Here is a 19824-nt window from a genome sequence, read left to right on the forward strand (position 1 = left end):
GCGGCGGCCCGGTACCTTCACGGCATCACGACTCGAGCCGTCTCATCGATGCCGATCCTCCGCGACATGGCGCTCACCGTCCAGGAGCGCGCGCCCGGCCAGTTCCACTGGGTGCTGCTCGAAGCCTTCGAGGGGCACCATTCCGATGCGCTGCACTACCGCCGCTGGCGGGTCGCGCCGGCGCCGCAGCACAGCTACTCCAGTGCGCTGGCGCTGGGCGTGGCCGAGCTCAGGCGCATGGGCGCGACCGAAGACGCGACCGGCTGATCGCCGCCCCACCCGCCGCCCAATGCGCGGATCAGGCCCACGGTGGCCTGGTACTGCGCGGACTTGACCTGCAGCGCCTGCCGGCGGTTGCGCAGCTCGCTGCGGCGCGCGTCCAGCAAGTCGAGCTGGCTCACCAGCCCGTTGCGGTAGCGCGAGTCCGACAAGGCGGTCGCGCGCTGGGCCGAGGTCACGGCCCGGCCCTGCACCGTCGACTGCGCGTCGAGCAGGCGCAGCGAGGCCAGCTGGTCCTCCACCTCGCGGAAGGCCGTCAGCACCTCGGTGCGGTAGCTCGCGAGCGCGCCGTCGAGCTGGGCCGAGGCGCTCTGCACGCCGGCCTCGCGCCGGCCGCCATCGAGAATGGGCAGCGACAGCAGCGCGCCGATGCCCCATGAACGGGCCGACCACTTGAACAGGTCGCCCAGGTCGCTCGAGGCATAGCCGCCACCGCCGGTCAGCGCGATGTTGGGGAACCAGGCGTTCTGCGCCACGCCCACGCGGGCCTGCGCCGCCATCACGGTGCGCTGGGCCGCGGCCACGTCGGGCCGGCGTTCGAGCACGGTCGAGGGCAGCCCGGCCGGGATGCTGGGCAGCGCGCTGGTCCACGCGGTCGGCGGCAGGCTGAAGTCGGAAGCGACCTCGCCCAGCAGCACCGCGAGCGCGTGTTCGGCCACCGCGCGCTGGCGATCGAGCGCCAGCGCATCGGATTCGGTCGATGCGAGTTCGGTCTGCACCCGGGCCACGTCGAGCTCGGCCAGGTCGCCCGCGCGTTCGCGGCGTTCGGTCAGGTCCAGCGTGCCGCGGTAGGCCTCGACGGTCTCGCGCACCAGCGTGCGTTCGTCGTCGATGGCGCGCAGCGCGAGGTAGCTCTGCGCGACCTCGGCCTGCACCAGCAGCTTGGCGCTCTGCAGCAGCGCCTCGCGCGATTGCGCATCGAGCGCGGCCGCGTTGCTGGCGCCCGAGAGCTTGCCGAACAGGTCGAGCTCGTAGGAGACGCTGGCGCCGGCGTTGAGCAGCGTCGACGGGCGGTTGCTCTGGTTGCGGTCCAGGCCCTGGCCGCGGCTCGCGCCGCCGTTCAGGCCGACCTGCACCGAGCGGTCGGCATCGACCGTGCGGGCCAGCGCGCGCGCTTCGGCCAGCCGGGCCGCGGCCTGCTGGATGCTGGTGTTGCGGGCCGCGGCGCGGTCGACCAGTTCGTCGAGCACAGGGTCGTTGAAGACCCGCCACCAGGCGCCGTTGGCCTGGACCGGCGCGCCGGCACGGGCGGTGGCGGCCTGTTCCTTGAACTGCACCGGTGCCACCGTGGTGGGGGCCTGCACGGCGCTCGAGGCGCAGCCGGCCAGCACCAGGGCCGCGACCAGCGGCAGCCAGGCGGCGCGCAGCGCCCCCGCTGCGAGAGAGATGGAGCTTGTCATGATGAAGATTCCTGTTGCCTGTGAGGAGCCACGGCTCACTCGTGGGGATGGCGCGGTGCCGAAGGCTGCGGATGCAGCGCACCGCCACCGCCGACATGGGACACCGAGAGGTCGCCGGCCGGGGCGAAGGCCTCGACGTCGTGCGGCACCTCGCCGTGCTGCTTGAGCTGGCGGTTGCCCGCCAGGCGGCGCAGCACCACGTAGAACACCGGCGTGAGGAACAGGCCGAAGGCCGTCACCCCGATCATCCCGGCGAACACCGCCACGCCCATCGCGCTGCGCATCTCGGCGCCGGCGCCGGTGGAGAGCACCAGCGGCAGCACACCCATGACGAAGGCCAGCGAGGTCATCAGGATCGGGCGCAGCCGCAGGCGGCTGGCCTCGATCGCGGCCTGGATCGGCGTGCGCCCGGCGAACTCGAGCTCACGGGCGAACTCCACGATCAGGATCGCGTTCTTCGCACTCAGCCCGACCAGCACGATCAACCCGATCTGGGTGAAGACGTTGTTGTCACCCCCCGAGATCCACACGCCGGTCATCGCGGCCAGGATGCCCATGGGCACGATCAGGATGATCGCGATCGGCAGGGTCAGGCTCTCGTACTGCGCGGCCAGCACCAGGAACACCAGCAGGATCGCCAGCGGGAACACCAGGAAGGCGGAGTTGCCGGCCAGGATCTCCTGGTAGGTGAGCTCGGTCCACTCGAAGCTGATGCCCTTGGGCAGCGTCTCGGCGGCGATGCGCTTGATCGCGTCCTGTGCCTGGCCCGAGGAGTAGCCGGGGGCCGGGCCGCCGTTGATGTCCGCCGCGAGGTAGCCGTTGTAGCGCATGGCGCGTTCCGGGCCGAAGGTCGAGTTGACCTTCATCAGCGCCGACAGCGGCACCATCTCGCCGGTGTTCGAGCGCACCTTCAGCAGGCCCACGTCTTCGGCGCGCGCACGGTACGGCGCATCGGCCTGGACGCGCACCGAGTACGTGCGGCCGAACTTGTTGAAGTCGTTCGCGTACAGGCTGCCCAGGTAGATCTGCATGGTGTCGAAAATGTCGGTCACCGGCACGCCGAGCTGGCGCGCCTTGGTGCGGTCGATGTCGGCGTAGAGCTGCGGCACGTTGACCTGCCAGCTGGTGAACATGCCGGCCAGCTCGGGCGTCTGGTAGGCCTTGGCCATGAAGGCCTTGACCGCCGAGTCCATCTGGTCGTAGCCCAGCGAGGCACGGTCCTCGATCTGCATCTTGAAGCCGCCCGTGGTGCCCAGGCCCGCCACCGGGGGCGGCGGGAACATCACGATGAAGGCGTCCTGGATGCTCGCGAAGGCGCCGTTGAGCTGGCCCGCGACCGCACCGCCGCTCTGGTCGGCGCGCTTGCGTTCGGCAAAGGGCTTGAGCGTGACGAACACCACGCCCGAGTTCGAGCTGTTGGTGAAGCCGTTGATCGACAGGCCCGGGAACGCGATCGCGTCTTCCACGTTCGGGTTCTTCTTGACCAGCTCGCCCATGCGATGGATCACGTCCTCGGTGCGGTCCAGCGTGGCGCCGTCGGGCAGCTGGGCGAAACCGATCAGGTACTGCTTGTCCTGCGCCGGCACGAAGCCGCTGGGCACGGCCTTGAACAGGCCGAAGGTCACGCCGATCAGCGCGAGGTAGACCACCAGCATCAGCGCCTTGCGGCCGATCACGTTCTTGACGCCGCCGCTGTAGGCCTCGGAACCGCGATGGAACAGCTTGTTGAAGCCGCGGAACAGCCAGCCGAGGTAGCGGTCCATGAAGCGCGTGAGCGCGTCCTTGGGCTGGTCGTGGCCGCGCAGCAGCAGCGCTGCCAGTGCGGGCGACAGCGTGAGCGAGTTGATCGCCGAGATCACGGTCGAGATCGCGATGGTCACCGCGAACTGCTTGTAGAACTGGCCGGTCAGGCCGCTGATGAAGGCCAGCGGCACGAACACCGCGACCAGCACCAGCGCGATCGCGATGATGGGCCCCGACACCTCGCGCATCGCGCGGTAGGTCGCGTCACGCGGACTCAGGCCGGCCTCGATGTTGCGCTCGACGTTCTCGACCACCACGATCGCATCGTCCACCACGATCCCGATCGCCAGCACCAGCCCGAACAGGCTCAGCGCGTTGATCGAGAAGCCCAGCACGTGCAGCATCCCGAAGGTGCCGATCACCGACACCGGCACGGCCAACAGCGGGATGATCGACGCGCGCCAGGTCTGCAGGAACAGGATCACCACCAGCACCACCAGCACGATGGCTTCGAGCAGCGTGTGGACCACCGATTCGATCGAGGCCCGCACGAACTGCGTCGGGTCGTAGGCGATGCGGTATTCCACGCCCTCGGGCATGCTCTTGGCGAGCTCGTCCATGGTGGCGCGCACGTCGCGCGAGATGTCCAGCGCGTTCGAGCCGGGCGACTGGAACACACCCATGCCCACGGCCGGGTCGTTGTTGAGCAGCGAACGCAGCGAGTAGTCGGCCGCGCCCATCTCCAGGCGGCCGATGTCGCGCAGCCGGGTCACGGCGCCGTCGGTGCCGCTCTTGACGATGATGTCGCCGAACTCTTCCTCGCTCTGCAGCCGGCCCTGGGCATTGATCGACAGTTGCATGTCGACGCCCGAGAGGCCCGGCGAAGCGCCGACCACACCGGCCGCGGCCTGGATGTTCTGGCCGCGGATGGCCGCCACCACGTCGCTGGCCGACAGGCCGCGCTGCGCCACCTTCTGCGGATCGAGCCAGACGCGCATCGCGTAGTCGCCGCCGCCGAAGATCTGCACCTGGCCCACGCCCTGGATGCGCGCGAGGCGGTCCTTGACGTTGAGCACCGCGTAGTTGCGCAGGTAGTTGATGTCGTAGCGGTTGTTGGGCGAGACCATGTGCACGACCATGGTCAGGTCGGGCGCGCTCTTGATGGTGGTGATGCCCAGCCGGCGCACCTCCTCGGGCAGGCGCGGCTCGGCTTGCGAGACGCGGTTCTGCACCAGCTGCTGCGCCTTGTCGGGGTCGGTGCCCAGCTTGAAGGTCACGGTCAGCGTCATCACGCCGTCGGTGGTCGCCTGGCTGCCCATGTAGAGCATGCCTTCGACGCCGTTGATCTGTTCCTCGAGCGGCGTCGCCACCGTCTCGGCGATCACCTTGGGGTTCGCGCCCGGGTACTGGGCCCGCACCACCACCGAGGGCGGCGCGACTTCCGGGTACTCGGAAATCGGCAGCGCGCGCATGGCGATCAGGCCGGCAATCAGGATCAGCACCGACAGCACGCCGGCAAAGATCGGCCTGTCGATGAAGAATTTGGAGAGGTTCATGGTGTTCTTTCTTCTACGAAGCGTCGCGGTTCCGGGCTCAGCCGGCCGCGACCTTGGCGGCCGCCTGGAGCTTGGCCTGGGCCGCGTCCATCGGCACCGTGGCCGGGGCCACCAGCGCGCCGGGGCGCACGTGCTGCAGGCCGTTGACGACCACGCGCTCGCCCGCCTTGAGGCCGGCGCTCACCACGCGCAGGCCATTGGCCGGCGCGCCCAGCGTCACCTCGCGGTACTCGGTCTTGTTGTCGGCATTGACAACCATCACGAACTTCTTGCTCTGATCGGTGCCGATGGCGCGTTCGCTCACCAGCAGCACGCTGCTGGTGTGGGCCTGGCCCATGCGGATGCGGGCGAACTGGCCGGGGATCAGCGCGCCGTCCTTGTTGTCGAAGGCGGCGCGCACGCGCACCGTGCCGCTGCGGGCGTCGACCTGGTTGTCGATCAGCTGCAGCTTGCCTTCGAAGGGCGTGCCGGCGCTCGCGGCCGTGCCCATCTGCACCGGGATCTGCTCGATCGGCATGCGGCCGTTGGAGCCGCCCGCGATGTCCTTGAGCGCCTTGCCCACGATCTGCTCGTCGGCATCGAAGCTCGCGTAGATCGGGCTCACCGAGACCAGCGTGGTCAGCACCGGTGCGCCGGGGCCCGCGGCCACCAGGTTGCCCACCGTGACTTCCAGCTTGCCGATGCGGCCGGACACCGGCGCCCGCACCTGGGTGTAGCCCAGGCTCAGGCGCGCGGTCTGCAGCGCGGCCTGCGCGGCGCGCAGGTTGGCTTCGGCTTCGCGGCCGGCGTTGGTGCGCTCGTCGAGTTCGCGCTGGGCGATGGCCTTCTCGTCCCACAGGCGCTTGGCGCGTTCCTGCTCGCTGCGGCTGAAGGCCGTGCGGGCCTGGGCCGAGGCGACCTGCGCTTCGGCGCGCTCGACCTCGGCCGCGTAGGGCGCGGGGTCGATGGTGATCAGCAGGTCGCCCTTCTTCACCAGCGTGCCTTCCTTGAAGTGCACCGACTGCACGGCGCCCGCGACCCGGGAGCGCACGTCGACGCGCTCGACGGCTTCGAGCCGGCCCGAGAACTCGTCCCAGGCCGTGATGTCGGTCTGCACCACGGCGGCGACGGACACCGGCGTGGCCTGCGGGGCGGCCGCGGGCGTGTTGGCTTCGGCCTCGATCGGGCGCAGGCCGAACACCGCGGAGACGATGGCCGCGGCCGCGGTCAGCGCGGTGACGGCGGGCCAGACACCGCGGCGGGCGACGGTGGCGAGGGGCTTGGCGGAGGGGGTGGCGAGTGGCTTGGTCATGATGTGTTCCGTCCTCTTGGGATGTTTCTGGAGATGCGAAGCGCCACCCGGCGCGGTACGTCGGGCGACAAAAGGGCTGGCGGCCGGGGTCGCCGGCTGCCGAAATCGGTTCAGTGGGGTTCAGTGCCGGTGCGCTGCGTTGCAGTCACCGGCCAGCGCCTAGTGCGGCGGTTGCGGCGCGACGGGTGCGCGCGTCGCCTCGAAGAAGTCGCGGAACTGCTGCGTCACCGCACCGGCGCCCGGGCATTCGGAGCCCGTCGCGGGATCGGTCAGCGCGTCGGGCCAGCCCTCCGCGCAGCTCAGCACCTCGCTGCGCACCGGGATGCCGGCGCCCTCGAGCCGCTTCGCATAGGCCACGGCCTCGTCGCGCATCGGGTCGTCCTTGCCCACCAGCACCAGCGTGGGCGCGAGGTCGGCCAGGCGGCGCGAGGAACCCGGCACCGCGTACGGATGCTCGGCATCGCGCGGACAGCGCAGGTACTTCTGCCAGCCCTCGGTGTACTTGCAGCCGGTGGCGTCGCCCGTGGCCTCGCGCAACGAGGCGGTGCCGGCGCAGGGGTCGAGCATCGGCGACAGCAGCACCTGGCCCGACAGCGGCGGATGGGCCCGGTCGCGGGCGATCAGCGCCAGCGAGGCCGCCAGATTGCCGCCGGCCTCCTCGCCCGCCAGGTAGACGCGGGCGCCCTTGCCGGCCAGCTTAGTGCGCTGCTTGTAGAGCCACTCCAGCGCCTCGTAACCCACCTCGATCGCATCCGGGAAGGGATGCAGCGGCGCCAGCGGATAGGCCATCGACACCACGGTCGCGCCCGCGCTCACCAGCATCCGCGCCACGCTGCGGCCGTCGTCGAGGTCGCCGCAGGCGAAGTTGCCGCCATGGAAGTGCAGCACCAGCGGGCGGTCGGTCTCGGCGCCCGCGCCGCGCTGGCTGCGCACGCCGTAGGTGCGGGCCGCCACCGGTTCGCGTCCGGGCAGCTCGATGGTGATGTCGCTCTCGACCGCCTGCAGTGCAGCAGTGGCCGGCAGTTCGGTGGCGCTTGGCGATGAACGGGTGGACATGGTGAACCTGTAGGCGGAGGTGGAAGAACGATGGGATTAATGTACGGGCCAATGGCAAGCCTGAATCGGGCACTTTGCCACCTCACCGTTTCCATCGGAACAACAATGAGGCCTCGTGTGCGTGTGAGAATTCCCTCACGCAGCGGGGGCTGCGCCCCCCATAAAGACAGAGAGAGGAAAGTCCCATGGATCAGATCCAGGCCATGCGGGTGTTTGCGCGCGTCGTGGAAACCGGGAGTTTCACGCGCGCGGCCGATTCGCTGGCCCTGCCCAAGGGCACGGTCACCAAGCAGATCCAGGCGCTGGAGGCGCGCGTGCGCGTCAAGCTGCTCAACCGCACCACGCGCCGCGTGACGGTCACGCCCGACGGCGCCGCCTATTACGAGCGGGCCTCCCAGCTGCTGACCGACCTCGACGACCTCGACGCCAGCATGACCAACGCGCAGGCCAACCCCTCGGGCCGGCTGCGCATCGACGTGGGCTCGTCCACCGCCACCCTGCTGCTGATCCCCGCGCTCGACACCTTCTACGCGCGCTATCCCGACATCCAGATCGACATGGGCGTGAGCGACCGGGTGGTGGACCTGCTGACCGACAACGTCGACTGCGTGATCCGCATCGGCGAGATCACCGACCAGTCGCTGGTGGCGCGCCGCATCGGCCAGCTGCCGCTGATCGCGGTGGCCTCGGCCGCCTACGTGAAGCGCTATGGCGCACCGCAGCATCCGCGCGACCTGGAGCGCAACCACCGCGTGGTCAACCATTTCTTCGGCAACACGCGGCGCATGTTCCCGATGGAGTTCAACAAGGACGGCGAGCACTTCGAGCCGGCCGCGCCCTACAGCCTGGCGGTGAACGAGAACATCGCCCACACCGCGGCCGTGGTGGCCGGCCTGGGCGTGGCGCAGATGGCGACCGTCATCGCCCGGCCCTACCTCGACAGCGGCGAGCTGGTCGAGGTGCTGGCCGACTGGGCGCGCGACCCGCTGCCGATCTACGTGGTCTACCCGCCCAACCGCCACCTGAGCGCCAAGGTGCGGGCCTTCGTCGACTGGGCGGCCGAGCTGTTCGCCCAGAACCCGCAGATGCAGCGCGGCTGAGTGCCGCTCAGGGCGGCGGCGAGCGCAGCGCGCGCCGGGGCGCGCTCACCCCCGCCAGCACCGCGCGGCCGCTGCCGCCCGCGCAGTGGTCCAGCGCCTGGCGCAGCGCGGTGTCCACGCTGCGCAGCGAGATGCCCTGCCGGCGCGCGACCTCGGGCCGGCTCAGTTCGTCCAGGCGCAGCCCGAGCAGCACCGCGCGATGGCGGCGCGGCAGCCTGGCCATGGCCCGGTCCACCGCGGCCAGCTCGGAGCGGTCGGCGGCGATGTGCTCGGGCCCCGGCGCGGGGTCGGCCACATGGTCCAGCGCATCGTCCGCGAGGCCGGCGTACTGCCACGGCCGTTGGCTGCGTATGCGGTCCATCGCGGCATTGCAGGCCACGCGGTAGACGTAGGCCTCGGGGTTCTGCACCGCGGCGCGAACGTCCATCTCGCCCAGGCGCAGCCAGGCGTCGTGCAGGCATTCGCTGGCCAGCGCCGGGCAGCCCAGGTGGCGCAGCAGCCGCGCGGGCGTGCGCCCGCGCGCGGCCGGGCAGGGCGCGCGGACGGTTCGCGGTGCGTTCCCAAGCAGCCGGCGTGAGCCGTCACCGGGTCATCCTGCAGATGCTGCTCTGCGGTCTGGCCGCGCCGGCCTGGGGAACGGATGAGGCGCTGCACGCCGCGCCGGGCCCCGTGGACACGGCGCGCGGCACGCTCGCATCGGCGGCGGCGTCGTGGTTCGATTTCGACATCCCCGCCCAGCCGCTGGCCGCGGCCTTGAACGCCTATGCCGACACCACCGGCCAGCCGGTGCTGCTGCCCAGCGAGGTCATCGGTCGCCGCTTTTCGGCGGCGGTGCAGGGCCGCCATTCGGCCGCGACGGGACTGCAGATCCTGCTCGAGGGTTCGGGCCTGGCCGCGGACCGGCGCAGCTCCCCATGGGGCCAGACCTTCGTGCTCAAGGAGAACCTCGCCACTGCCCCCGCGCCGCCACCGCAGCCCGGCATGGCGGCGCTGTTCGGCGCGGAAGGCTATGCGGGGCTGGTGCAGGCGCGCGTCTGGCAGGCGGCCTCGTTACATCGGCGCAGCGAGCGCATATCGGCAGACGCCGCATGGCCTTTGCTTGTCGCGCCCGCGCGGGCTTCCTACACTCGGGCGCGTGCACACCTCCTCTGCGTCCTGCCGTCCTCTCGACGGCCCGCGCCCGTCCCTCGCGACGGGCCTGCCGCGTGGACGCCACATGGCGGGCACGGCGGATCTCCGGCCGACGGCCGGACATCCCTGAGCCCGGCGGTCCGCCCCTTTCTCCTCCTTCGCGCAAACCATCGACCGCCGGGCATCCGCCCCGCGCGGTCGCGGCCGTCCCGTGGGTTTCGGGGCCGCCGCATGCGATGGACCGCCGCGCGTTCGTTCGAAGCAATGCGCGCGCCGTCCGTCACCGAAAGAGACAAGACGATGCAGAACATCCAATCGATCCTGGCCGTGACCGACCTGTCGATCGACGGCAACCTGGCGATGGAGCGCGCCGCGCGCCTGGCACTGGCCCACGGCGCGACGCTCAAGCTGATGTATGCCGGTCCGGCCGGCAGCCCGCCGCGCCTGGGCGCCGCCAGTCACCTGGCCCAGCTGGCGCGCGAGATGAACAGCCGGCTGGGGCTGGCGATCCGCACGGTCGAGCAGGCCGTCAACAGCGTCGCGGACATCGCCGACGAAGCCCGGTCCGTGGATCTGCTGGTGCTGGCCCATCGCCGCGACCGGACGCTGGGCGCGCGCCTGCTCGGCCAACCCGTGGAACGGCTGCTGCGCCAGTGCCGCTGCCTGGTGCTGGTCACGCGCGTGCGGCCGCGCCGCCACTACGAGCGCATCGTGGTGGCGGTCGACCTGGGCCCCGCATCGCAGCGGCTGCTCGAACTCGCGGGCCGCTTCGATGCGCAGGCCGAGATTGCGCTGTTCCACGCGCTGGGCGAAGGGCACGAGGCCAAGCTGCGCTACGCCTCGGTGTCCGAAGCCGTGATCGATGCCCACCTGCGCGAACGGCTGCACCGGGCCCGCGCGCGCATGGCCGGGCTCGGCCGGGGCTCGGACGCACGGCGCAACCGCGTGATGTCGGCCATCGGCCGTGGCGACCCGGCGCGCCAATTGGCGATCCAGCAGGACTACCTGCGCGCCGACCTGGTGGTGATCGGGCGGCAGCGGCGCTCGCCGCTCGCGGAATGGCTGTGCCCCGGCACGGCGCAGCGGCTGCTGGGCTGCGTCGGCAGCGACGTGCTGGTGGTGCCGGAAGACGCGGTGGCCGCGACCCGGCCGCGCGCGAAGCAGCGGCTGGACGCCGAGCGCGCTGTCGGCTTTGGCTGACGGGCATCGGCGCGATGGCCTGAAGCGCGCGGGCCCCGGAAGCTGCGACCTTGGTGCTTTCCCGTTTGGAGACCCGCATGACGAACAGCCCCGCCACCCCGCAGAAGCCCGCCACCCTGCACGAGGAGCCCGAGATCACCCAGGAGGAAGCGGTGCCCAGCGACGGCAAGGACACCGAGGGCGAGAAGCTCATGAAAAAGGTGCGCAACCCCAAGCTCGACCAGGCGCCGGGCGAGGAGCGCACCGAGGACTGACTTGCTTACTTGAGCTTGTCCTTGGCCAGCTCGAGCGCCGCCACCGCGCATTCCGCGTCGGTGCTGCCGGCCGGTGCGCCGCCCACGCCGATCGCGCCGATCACGTCGTTGCCCGCGCGGATCGGCACGCCGCCGGCCAGCAGCAGGAAGCCGGGGATGTCGTTGAGGAACTGGGCGCCCGGGTTCTTCTGGGCGTTCTCGCCCAGGTTGGCCGTGGGCGCGCGGGTCGAGGCCGAGGTGAAGGCCTTGGCGCGGCTGGCTTCGACGGTGTGCGGGCCGGCGTTGTCGGCGCGCAGCACGGCGCGCACCAGGCCCGCGCGGTCGACCACGGTGGCCGTCACGTTGACGCCCTTCTGCGTGCAGGCCGCCACGGCCGACTGCGCGATTTCCTGCGCGAGGGCCAGCGAGATGTTGCGCTCCTGCAGGACCTGGGCCTGGCCCAGCAGCGGGGCGGCGACGAGTGCGGCGGCGATCAGAAGACGGGAGGTGTTCATTTGGATTTCCTTGAGGCGAAGCCGGGACATCCGGCTCAGCAGGGAATCTAAATTTCGCGCCCCGCGCTGAACAGCCGTGGCGCTACCCGCGCGGCTGGGTAGTTCTACCCAGTCGCTGCGCCCTCAGGGCGACAGCACCGCGCGCACCATCTCCGCCACCGAGCCCGTGCCGAGCTTGAAGGCGATGCCGGCGCGGTGTTTTTCCACGGTGCGTGGCGAGAGTTCGAGCCGGCGCGCGATCTCCTTGGTCGACAGGCCGTCGGCGATCAGCCGCAGGATCTCGTCTTCGCGCGCGCTCAGCTGCTCGAGCTTGGCGCTGGCCTGCGTGCGCTGCGCCTGCAGCGCCGCGCTCTCCTCGAGCCGCGCCATGCCGGCCTGCACCGCCTCGAGCAGGGCCTGTTCGTCCACCGGCTTGGTGAGGAAATCCACCGCCCCGCCGCGGAACGCACGCCGGCACACCGACACGTCGCCGTGGCCGGTGATCACCACCACCGGCAGCGGCTGCGGATCCGCCTGCAGCCGCTCGAGCAGCTGCAGGCCCGAGAGCCCGGCCATGCGCACGTCGGTCACCACGCAGCCCTGCGCACCGACCGGCTCGCGCTGCAGGAAGGCGGCCGCGCCGTCGAAGGCCTGCACCGCATAGCCCAGGGTGCGCAGCAGCAGCGCCAGGGCCTCGCGCACGTCGGCGTCGTCGTCGATCAGGAACACCGGGTGCGTCATCGCGCGGCCTTCCTCAGCTGCACGGTGAAGACGCTGCCCTCGCCCGGCGTGCTCTGCGCCTCGATGCGCCCGCCGATGTTCTCCACCAGCCGCTCGCACAGCGACAGGCCCAGGCCCATGCCGCCCTCCTTGGTGGTGAAGAAGGGCTGGAACACGCGCGCCAGCTGCTCGGGCGCGATGCCCGGGCCGTTGTCGATCACCGCGACCTGCGCGCCAGCGGCATCGGATCGCGTGCGCACCGTGATGCGCGCGCCGTCCTGCCCCGCCAGCGCCTCGGCCGCGTTGCGCACCAGGTTGTGCAGCACCTGCTCGACCGAGATGGCGTCGATGCGCACCACCGGGCCCGCGGGATCGAGCACCAGTTCGAGCGCGATGCCGCGCGCGCGCAGGTCGGCCTGCACGAGTTCGGCCACGCCCTCGACCAGCGCATTGAGCGCCACCGCTTCCACCGCCGGCTCGCGCTGGCTCACGTAGGAACGGATGCGCTCGAGGATGTCGCCCGAACGCCGCGCCAGCCGCACGTTGGCCTGCAGGATCGGCACCATCGCCGCCGCGTCGGCGCCCTGCTCGATGAGCCGCAATCCGGCCTGGCTCTGGCTGAGCATCGCGGTCAGCGGCTGCGTGAGCTCGTGCGCGATGCCCGAGGCCATCTCGCCCAGCCCGTTGACGCGCATCGCATGGGCCAGCCGCAGTTCCTGCGCCTGGCGGGCCGCCTCGCGGCGCGCGCGCCGCACGCGCTGCACGCTGCCCGCGGCCCACAGCAGCGCCGCGCCGCCGATCGCCAGCGCGAGCAGGCCGCCGGCCGGCAGCAGCTCGGCCCAGCCCAGGCGGCGGCTCAGCACCAGCTGCAGCGGCTGGCTGGTGCTGCCCAGGCCCTGCGCGAAACCCAGCGCGCGCGGCCAGCCCTCGTCCGCGTCGGCGGGCCGGCCGCCGAAGACCGTGCCGTGCGCATCGGTGAGCCACGCGGCCGTGTGCGCGGGCGCCAGGCCGTCGGGCGCGATCAGTTGCGCCGCGTCGATCTGCAGCACCAGCGCGCTCAAGGGTGCATCGCCGATGCGCTTGACCATCGCGTAGCCCGTGCCCACGGGCGCGTCGAGCATGGCGGCCTTGCCCGCGCCCAGGGTGGCCGCGCGCTGCGCCACGAGCTCGAGCCGCACCGGCGCGGCGCCGGCGTCGCGGGTCGAGGCCAGCACCTCGGGTGTGGGCGAAAGGCGCACCAGGTCGATGGCCACGATGCGCGGATAGAAGGTCCGGATGGCCGAGGCCACGGCGCGGAAGGTGGCGCGCTGCGGGTCGTCGAGCTGCGCGATCGCGTGCAGATTGGTCAGGTGCGCATCGTGCTGGCCGACCCGCTGCGCGATCGTGCGATGCAGGGTGCGCGCTTCGTCGTCGAAGCGCTGGCCCAGCTGGTGGAAGCGCCAGCCCGCGAGCAGCGCGGCGCCCAGCACCATGAGCAGCAGCCAGGCGGCCAGCCAGCGCCAGGACGGCCATGCCGCCACCGGCGCCGCCGGCACGGGGGGTGCGGTCAGCGCAACGGTCTTCGCGTCAAGGGTGTTGGAAAGGGCCATGGGCAGGCGATGGTACGCAAGCCCGCGGGCAGTGTCGATGCGGAGGCTCAGCCCAGTTCGCGCACTGCGGCGCGCAGGGCCTCCTGCGAGGCCGGCGGCAGCACCGCCAGTCGCAGCGCCTCGGGCAGGCCGAAGGAGGCCGCGTCGCGCACCTTGACGCCCCGCGCGCGCAGCGCCGCGGCCAGGGCCGGTACGGCGTCCTCGGCCGGGCGCACGCCGAAGAAGTTGCCCACGCTGGGCAGCACCGTCCAGCCCAGGTCCTCGCACAGCGCCTGCTGGCGCGCCTTCCAGGGCCGCAAGGTCGCGCGGCAGCCTGCCAGCCATTGCTGCGCCTCGGGCCGGGTCCAGGCTTCGAGCAGGGCCACGCCATGCACGCCGGCCGGCCACGAGGGCGCCATCTGCAGCAGCGCCTCGTGCAGCGTGCGGTCGGCGCGCGGCGCGATCGCGTAGGCCGCGCGGATGCCGGTCAGGCCCATCGCCTTGTTGGGCGTCCAGAGCTGCCAGACGCGGTCGCGCTGCGTGGCGTCGAGGTCCAGCGCGCCGTCGAGGCGCAAGGGTTCGTAGGCCAGGTCGAGCACGCCGCAGGCCGCCGGCGGCAGCGCATCGATGCCCGCGCCGAAGGCCGGCTCGGCCTGCCCCAGCGGGCTCGAGGGTTCGCAGTACCAGTGCAGCGCCGCGGGCTCGACCGGCGCGCCCCGCGCCACCGCCGTCAGCCCCCAGGCGCGCGCCGCGCGGCGGTAGTCGCCGTAGCTGTGCGGCGGCAGCACCACATAGCGGCCACCGCGGGCGGCGAAGGCCGCGGTGATGCGGAAGATGAACTCGCTGGCACTGGCCGCGACCACGATGCGCGAGGCGTCGACGCCATGGAAGCGGCCCAGCGTCTCGCGCAAGGCCGTGTAGTGCGGGTCGGGATAGTGTTCGGCATCGGCCGCCTGCAGGGCCGCCAGCGCGGCCGGGCATGGGCCGCAGGCATTGCCGTTGCTCGAAAAATCGTGGGCCGGCACGCCCAGCGCATCGGGGCCGCCGTGCACGATGGGCGGGAAGGAGGAAGAAGACATCGGGCCGAGGATACGCAAGCGCGCCTCAGCAGCGGATGGCCACCGCGGCCACGGCCGCCAGCACGGCCATCACGCGCACCGCGCGGCCGCCCCGCCGTGCCGCCATCGGCAGGTCCGCCGGTTCCGGTGCACGCCCCTCCGCATTGAGCACATAGACGCCCGGCTTGCCCAGCCGCACGCCCAGCCGCAGCGCCATCGCCGCCATCGGCCAGCCGCTGTTGGGCGACGGCGTGCGCGCCGCCTCGCGGCACAGCGCAGCGCTCGGCCATGGCCCGTGCAGCAGCAGCGCCGTGAGCCGCGCGGGCACCCACGACAGCACGTCGTCGGCATGCGCGGCCCACTTGCCCGCCCATTCCCAGATGCGGCCGCCGCGCTCGCCGCGGTAGCCCCACATCGCATCGGCGGTGTTCGCGAAGCGGTACAGCGCGGCGCCGGGCAGGCCGCCCAGCACGAACCAGAAGATGGGCGCGACCACCGAGTCGTTGAGGTTCTCGGCCAGCGACTCGATCGCGCTCTCGCGCACCTCGGCCGCGCTCAGCGCGCTCACGTCGCGGCTCACCAGGCGCGCGAGTTGCGCCCGGCCCGCATCGAGCGATTCGACCAGCGCGGCCTCGACCGCCAGCACTTCGTCGCGCAGCATGCGCCACGCCAGCAGCGGCTTGAGCAGCAGACCGAGCAGCAGCGCGGCCAGCACCGATGGCAGCTGGGCGGCCAAGCGCTGCAGCAGGTAGGCGACGAGCACCACGACCCCGGCGCCCACGCACCAGGCCAACGCGCCCGCGATGAAGGGTTTGGCCCGCGGCGCTTCGGCCGTGCCTGCGAGCGGCGCGATACGCCGGCCCGCCGCGCCCAGGTAGCGCCCCATCCACACCACCGGATGCCAACGCGCGGGCGGCTCGCCGAAGGCATGGTCGATCCACAGTGCCAGCAGCAGCGCGGCGGCCATCGCGACCGCGGCCGTCATGCGCGCGCCTCCGCGGCGGCGGTGCGGCGGCCGCGCCGCCATTGCGCGATCGCACCGAAGGCCAGCAGCAGCGCCACGCCGAACGCGGCCCACAGGCGCTGCACCACCGGCGGCACGGGCGGCGGCGTGGGTGTGACCGCGTCGAGGCGCAGGCCCTGCACGCGCTGGGGCGCGTCGGGGTCGGCGGGCGCCTCGACCGCGGCGGGCGGCGCCACTTCCACCGGCCGCACCGGGGCATTGGCTGAAGGCACGGCCGCGGGCGCCAGCACCGCCTGCGCGAAGCGCTGCACCCCCGCATGGCGCTCGACCAGCCCGCTGGCCTTGGCGGCCTCGGCATAGGCCCGCGCGAGTTCGCGCCGGGTCGCGGCATCGGGCCGCCAGTAGTCGAGCCGGACCGCGTCGAGCATGCGTTCGAGCGTCTGCGCGAAGGCCGCGCGGTTCGCGCCCTCGAGCCAGGCGCGCGTACCGAGCCGGTAGCGGTCGCGCACGTACACATCGTGCAGCGACTGCCACTGGTCCTGCCGCACGGTCCCAGGTGCGGTCACCTGCCACCCCCAGAGGAACTGCGCGGTCTTGAGCACCTGCAGCGTGCCGCTGTAGCCCTCGGCCTGCTGGGCGGCGATCCATTGCGGATGCAGGTAGCGGGTCTGCATCTCGCGCGCGATGGCGCCGGCGGCGGTGTCGGTGCGCACCACGCCGCCCTCGCCCGCCGCGTTGCGCAGGTTCTGCACGTAGAGCGCCGGGTCCTTGCCCGTGAGCTGGCGCACCGCCTGCGCGATGCCGCCCAGGTACTGGAAGGGGTCGTCGTTGGTCAGCACGCCGTAGAGGTTGGAGGTGCGCGACATCAGCGCGGCATCGACCTGCCGCAGGTTGTCGGCATAGGCGCCCTGGCGCAGCGCGCCCTCGAGGCCGGCACCGTAGGCGTGGCCCATGCGGTCCATGTAGAGCTGCGCCATCTGCGCATCGCCGCCCGCGCGGCGCTGGCCGGTCCAGAGCGCGGTCGCGAGCGCGGCCTCTTCCAGCCCGGCGCCGTAGCTGCCCTGCGCGTTGGAGAAGATGCGCGCCGTCGACCAGCGCCGCGCCTCGTCGGCCGAAGCGCCCTGGGTGCGCAGGCGCTGCACCATCGCCGCGCTGTGGCGCGCGACCGCGTTGTCGGCTTCGTCCAGGGCCGCGACCTGCCGCACGGCCTCGTCGATCCAGCGCATCACGGCCGGGAACTGGTCGCGGTAGGAGCCGGTCACGCTCAGCAGCACGTCGATGCGCGGCCGCCCCAGCGTGGCCCTGGGCACGATGTCGATGCCCACGATGCGGCCACCTTCGTCCCAGCGTGGCTGCACGCCCAGCGCATGGAAGACCTGGCTTTCCATCATCCCCTGGTGGCGCAGCGTCTCGCCGGCCCAGAGCGTGAAGGCGATCTTCTCGGGTGCGCGGCCGCCATGCGTTCTCGCGTGCTCCGCGACCCACGCGTCGAGCGCGGCCGCGCCGACCGACCAGGCGGCCCGCGTCGGCACGCGGCTGGGGTCGAAGCCGTGGAGGTTGCGCCCGGTGGGCAGGCTGTCGGGGTTGCGCACCGGATCGCCGCCGTAGCGCGAGGCCAGGTAGCGGCCGTCGAGCGCGGTCAGCAGGCCCGCGGTCTCCTGGTTGTCGGCGAGCAGTGCATCGAGCCGTTGGGCGCGCAGCGCGAGCGCCCGCAGGGACTCGACCGCGGCCGGACCCTGGCCTTGCGCGGCCGCGGCCTCCGGATCGCGCACCGCCAGTTCGAGCCAGCGCGCCGAGGCCGACGCCAGGAGCCGGTCGCCTTCGACGAACACCGCCTCCTCCGGGTCCTCGCCCAGCGCGGCCAGCAGCGGCTGGCGCAGGATCTGCAGCAGCGTGAGCCGGCGGCGCTCGGGGGACGGCGTCTCGCCGAAGGTGGCCAGGCCCAGGGGCTGCGCGGTCTGCGCGAGTTCTTCCAGGTAGGGATGCAGCACCGCGACGAAGCCCGCGAAGTCGGCGCGCAGGCGCGCGGGCGTCCATTGCAGGTCGCGCTCGTAGTGCTGGGCGATGAACTCGGTCGCCAGCTGCGCTTCGAGCGCGCGCTTCACCGGGCCCGGCGCCAGCGTCTCCCAGTCGTGCAGGCGCTCGTGCATGGCCTGCACGCCGGGCCGCAGGCCGGCCGGCGAGAACAGCGGCGTCGAATGGCTGACCATGGTCGCGCGGCCGCGGCGCTTGGCGGTGGTGGCTTCGCCGAGGTTGTCCATCACGTAGGGATAGACGTTGGGCAGGTCGCCCAGCGCGAGCAGCGGATCGTCCTGCGCCGACAGGCCGCGCTCCTTGCCGGCTGACCATTCGACCGTGCCATGCGTGCCCACATGCACCACCGCGCCGGCACCGAAGGCGGTGCGCAGCCAGAGGTAGGTCGCGAGATAGCTGTGGCTCAAGGGCACGGCCGAGCGGTGGTAGACCTGCGCGGCCGGGTCGCGCACCGTCGTGCCGGGCTCGAAGCGCGGCGGCTGGCGCAGCACCACCACGTTGCCGAAGCGCACGCGCGGGATCACGAAGGCCGGCGCGCCGTCGACGGTGCGCAGCAGGGTCGACGTTTCGGGCGGCCCCCAGTAGGCCTCGATGCGCTGCTGCGTGGCGGCCGGCAGCGCGCGGAACCAGGCGAGGTAGCGCGCCAGCGGCAGGCTCGCGGCCAGGTCCCGCGCCAGCAGCGGCTGCAGTGCGTCGCTGCGGTAGTAGGCCTGCATCGTGGCCTGCACCTGCGCGATCAGCGCCTCGCTGCCCGGCGCGCCGGTACGGTAGCCGGCCGCCTGCATCGCGCCCAGCATGCGGTCGATGCTGCGCGGCACGTTGAGGAAGGACGCACCGAAGTTCGCCTCGCCCGGCGGGTAGTTGTAGACCAGCATCGCGACGCGGCGCTCGGCCGGCGGCGTGCGCTGCAGCCGCAGCAGCGCGGCCGCCTTGTCGGCCACCGCATCGATCTGCGCGGGCAGCGGCCGCAACGTGCCGGTGGCCGGATCGCGCGCCGAGACCAGCATCGCGTCGGTCATGCCCGCGAGCTCGCTGGGGCTGTAGTAGGAGGCGACGTCGCCGGGCGCGAGGCCGTCGGGGCTGGCCTCCCACTGCGCGGCGCTCATCGCCAGCGCGGGCAAGGTCTGCAGCACCGGCACGCCGATGCGTTCGAGCTCGGCCTTGCGCTCGTTGGGGTTGAACACCAGCGCGGCATTCACGATCAGGTCGGCGATGCGGCGCGTACCGCCGTCGGCGGCCGTGGCGTGGGTCATGCGGAAGTAAAGGTCGGCCTGCTGGCGCGGGCCGTAGAAGGCATAGGCGCGCAGGCCGCGCTGGCCGAGGCTGTCGATCAGCCGGTCGAGCCAGGCCGTGTCGTCGCCGGTCAGCGTGGCGCCGTTGACCGCAATGGCCACTGTGCCGCCGGCCGCGGCGGGCAGTGTGTCGAGCGCCGCGATGTCGCCTTCGACGCGCGGCCAGCCCGGGTGGTAGAAGCCGGCCAGCGGCAGCTCGACCGGCGGCGGCAGGCCGGCCATGTCGCCGACCCGGCCCAGTGCCGTCATGGCCGATGCGATGTTCGCCGCGCCGGAGAAACGCCAGTAGGCGCGCAGCCGCTGCGCCCAGGCCGGGTCCACGCCGCGCTCGGCCGCCAGCGGCGCGGCGCCGAGGGCTTGCCCCTTCGCGACCGGGCCGAACTCGCCGATCAGCACATAGGGCGTGCCGCTGCGCGCGACCATCTCACCGAAGCGCGCGGCCGCGGCCTGCGCCACGCTCGCGTGCGGCGCATCGACCACGAGCAGGCGCGCGCCCTTCAAGGCCGCGGCCAGCGTCTCGGGCGTGTCCCGCGCGGCCGACACCACCTGCAGCGCGAGGCCGGCCTCGGCCGCGGCGCCCTGCAGCCGCGCGAGGCGCGCGGGCGAGACCAGCGGCGTGCTCAACAGCACGACATGGGATGGCGAAGGCTGCGCCAGCACCGGCTGCAGCCCGCAAAGGAGCAAGCACACGGCCAGCCACCAGCG

15 protein-coding genes are annotated in these 19824 nt (G+C 72.5%); 4 read left to right on the forward strand and 11 right to left on the reverse strand.

From position 1 onward, the window contains the following. The first annotated feature begins 48 nt into the window (after positions 1-48). Complete coding sequence (locus QTI20_RS09045; protein WP_286548357.1) at positions 49-267, forward strand: hypothetical protein; 219 nt, start codon at positions 49-51, stop codon at positions 265-267. On the opposite strand, the gene QTI20_RS09050 is transcribed toward QTI20_RS09045, so the two are convergent. From QTI20_RS09050 to QTI20_RS09065, 4 genes are all read right to left on the reverse strand, one after another. Next, the gene (locus QTI20_RS09050) at positions 195-1679 is read right to left on the reverse strand and encodes an efflux transporter outer membrane subunit (protein ID WP_286548356.1); all 1485 of its coding nucleotides are present in this window, start codon (positions 1677-1679) and stop codon (positions 195-197) included. The two genes, QTI20_RS09045 and QTI20_RS09050, sit on opposite strands and share 73 nt — an antisense overlap. Before the next feature lie 35 nt (positions 1680-1714). Next, positions 1715-4978, reverse strand: coding sequence for an efflux RND transporter permease subunit (locus QTI20_RS09055; RefSeq protein WP_286548354.1), 3264 nt, complete (start codon positions 4976-4978; stop codon positions 1715-1717). A gap of 37 nt (positions 4979-5015) precedes the next feature. Next, the gene (locus QTI20_RS09060) at positions 5016-6269 is read right to left on the reverse strand and encodes an efflux RND transporter periplasmic adaptor subunit (RefSeq protein ID WP_286548350.1); all 1254 of its coding nucleotides are present in this window, start codon (positions 6267-6269) and stop codon (positions 5016-5018) included. 159 nt (positions 6270-6428) lie between these two features. Beyond that, positions 6429-7325, reverse strand: a complete 897-nt coding sequence (locus QTI20_RS09065) for an alpha/beta hydrolase (RefSeq protein ID WP_286548348.1) — start codon at positions 7323-7325, stop codon at positions 6429-6431. A 185-nt stretch (positions 7326-7510) separates the two neighbouring features. Between QTI20_RS09065 and QTI20_RS09070 the strand changes: the two genes are divergently transcribed. Then, positions 7511-8425: a LysR family transcriptional regulator gene (locus tag QTI20_RS09070; protein WP_286548347.1), complete on the forward strand. Its 915-nt coding sequence runs from the start codon at positions 7511-7513 to the stop codon at positions 8423-8425. 7 nt (positions 8426-8432) lie between these two features. Here QTI20_RS09070 and QTI20_RS09075 read toward each other — a convergent pair whose 3' ends face one another. After that, complete coding sequence (locus tag QTI20_RS09075; RefSeq protein WP_353621758.1) at positions 8433-8993, reverse strand: RNA polymerase sigma factor; 561 nt, start codon at positions 8991-8993, stop codon at positions 8433-8435. Here QTI20_RS09075 and QTI20_RS09080 point away from each other — a divergent pair. Together QTI20_RS09080 and QTI20_RS09085 are read left to right on the forward strand one after the other, a co-directional pair. Next, positions 8978-10756 (forward strand): universal stress protein, encoded by a 1779-nt coding sequence (locus QTI20_RS09080; RefSeq protein WP_286574181.1) that lies wholly within the window; start codon positions 8978-8980, stop codon positions 10754-10756. The genes QTI20_RS09075 and QTI20_RS09080 overlap by 16 nt on opposite strands. Positions 10757-10833: 77 nt before the next feature. Beyond that, entirely contained in the window at positions 10834-11010 is a 177-nt protein-coding gene (locus QTI20_RS09085) for a hypothetical protein (RefSeq protein WP_286548344.1), read from the forward strand. A 5-nt stretch (positions 11011-11015) separates the two neighbouring features. Here QTI20_RS09085 and QTI20_RS09090 read toward each other — a convergent pair whose 3' ends face one another. From QTI20_RS09090 to cobN, 6 genes are all read right to left on the reverse strand, one after another. Then, entirely contained in the window at positions 11016-11504 is a 489-nt protein-coding gene (locus QTI20_RS09090) for a GlcG/HbpS family heme-binding protein (protein ID WP_286548343.1), read from the reverse strand. Between the two features lie 123 nt (positions 11505-11627). Beyond that, a complete protein-coding gene (locus QTI20_RS09095; RefSeq protein ID WP_286548341.1) occupies positions 11628-12224 on the reverse strand; it encodes a response regulator transcription factor in 597 nt (198 codons plus the stop codon). Further along, positions 12221-13792 (reverse strand): sensor histidine kinase, encoded by a 1572-nt coding sequence (locus QTI20_RS09100; RefSeq protein WP_286548339.1) that lies wholly within the window; start codon positions 13790-13792, stop codon positions 12221-12223. Before QTI20_RS09100 ends, QTI20_RS09095 begins: the two co-directional genes overlap by 4 nt. A 47-nt stretch (positions 13793-13839) precedes the next feature. Further along, positions 13840-14850, reverse strand: a complete 1011-nt coding sequence (locus tag QTI20_RS09105) for an aminotransferase class I/II-fold pyridoxal phosphate-dependent enzyme (RefSeq protein WP_286548338.1) — start codon at positions 14848-14850, stop codon at positions 13840-13842. 25 nt (positions 14851-14875) lie between these two features. Then, a complete protein-coding gene (gene cbiB, locus QTI20_RS09110; RefSeq protein WP_286548337.1) occupies positions 14876-15814 on the reverse strand; it encodes an adenosylcobinamide-phosphate synthase CbiB in 939 nt (312 codons plus the stop codon). Continuing rightward, a complete protein-coding gene (cobN, locus tag QTI20_RS09115) occupies positions 15811-19809 on the reverse strand; it encodes a cobaltochelatase subunit CobN (RefSeq protein WP_286548335.1) in 3999 nt (1332 codons plus the stop codon). The genes cbiB and cobN overlap by 4 nt, the downstream gene beginning before the upstream one ends. Positions 19810-19824 lie beyond the last annotated feature (15 nt).

This window comes from Variovorax sp. J2P1-31 (assembly GCF_030317215.1).
Taxonomy (GTDB): domain Bacteria; phylum Pseudomonadota; class Gammaproteobacteria; order Burkholderiales; family Burkholderiaceae_C; genus Variovorax.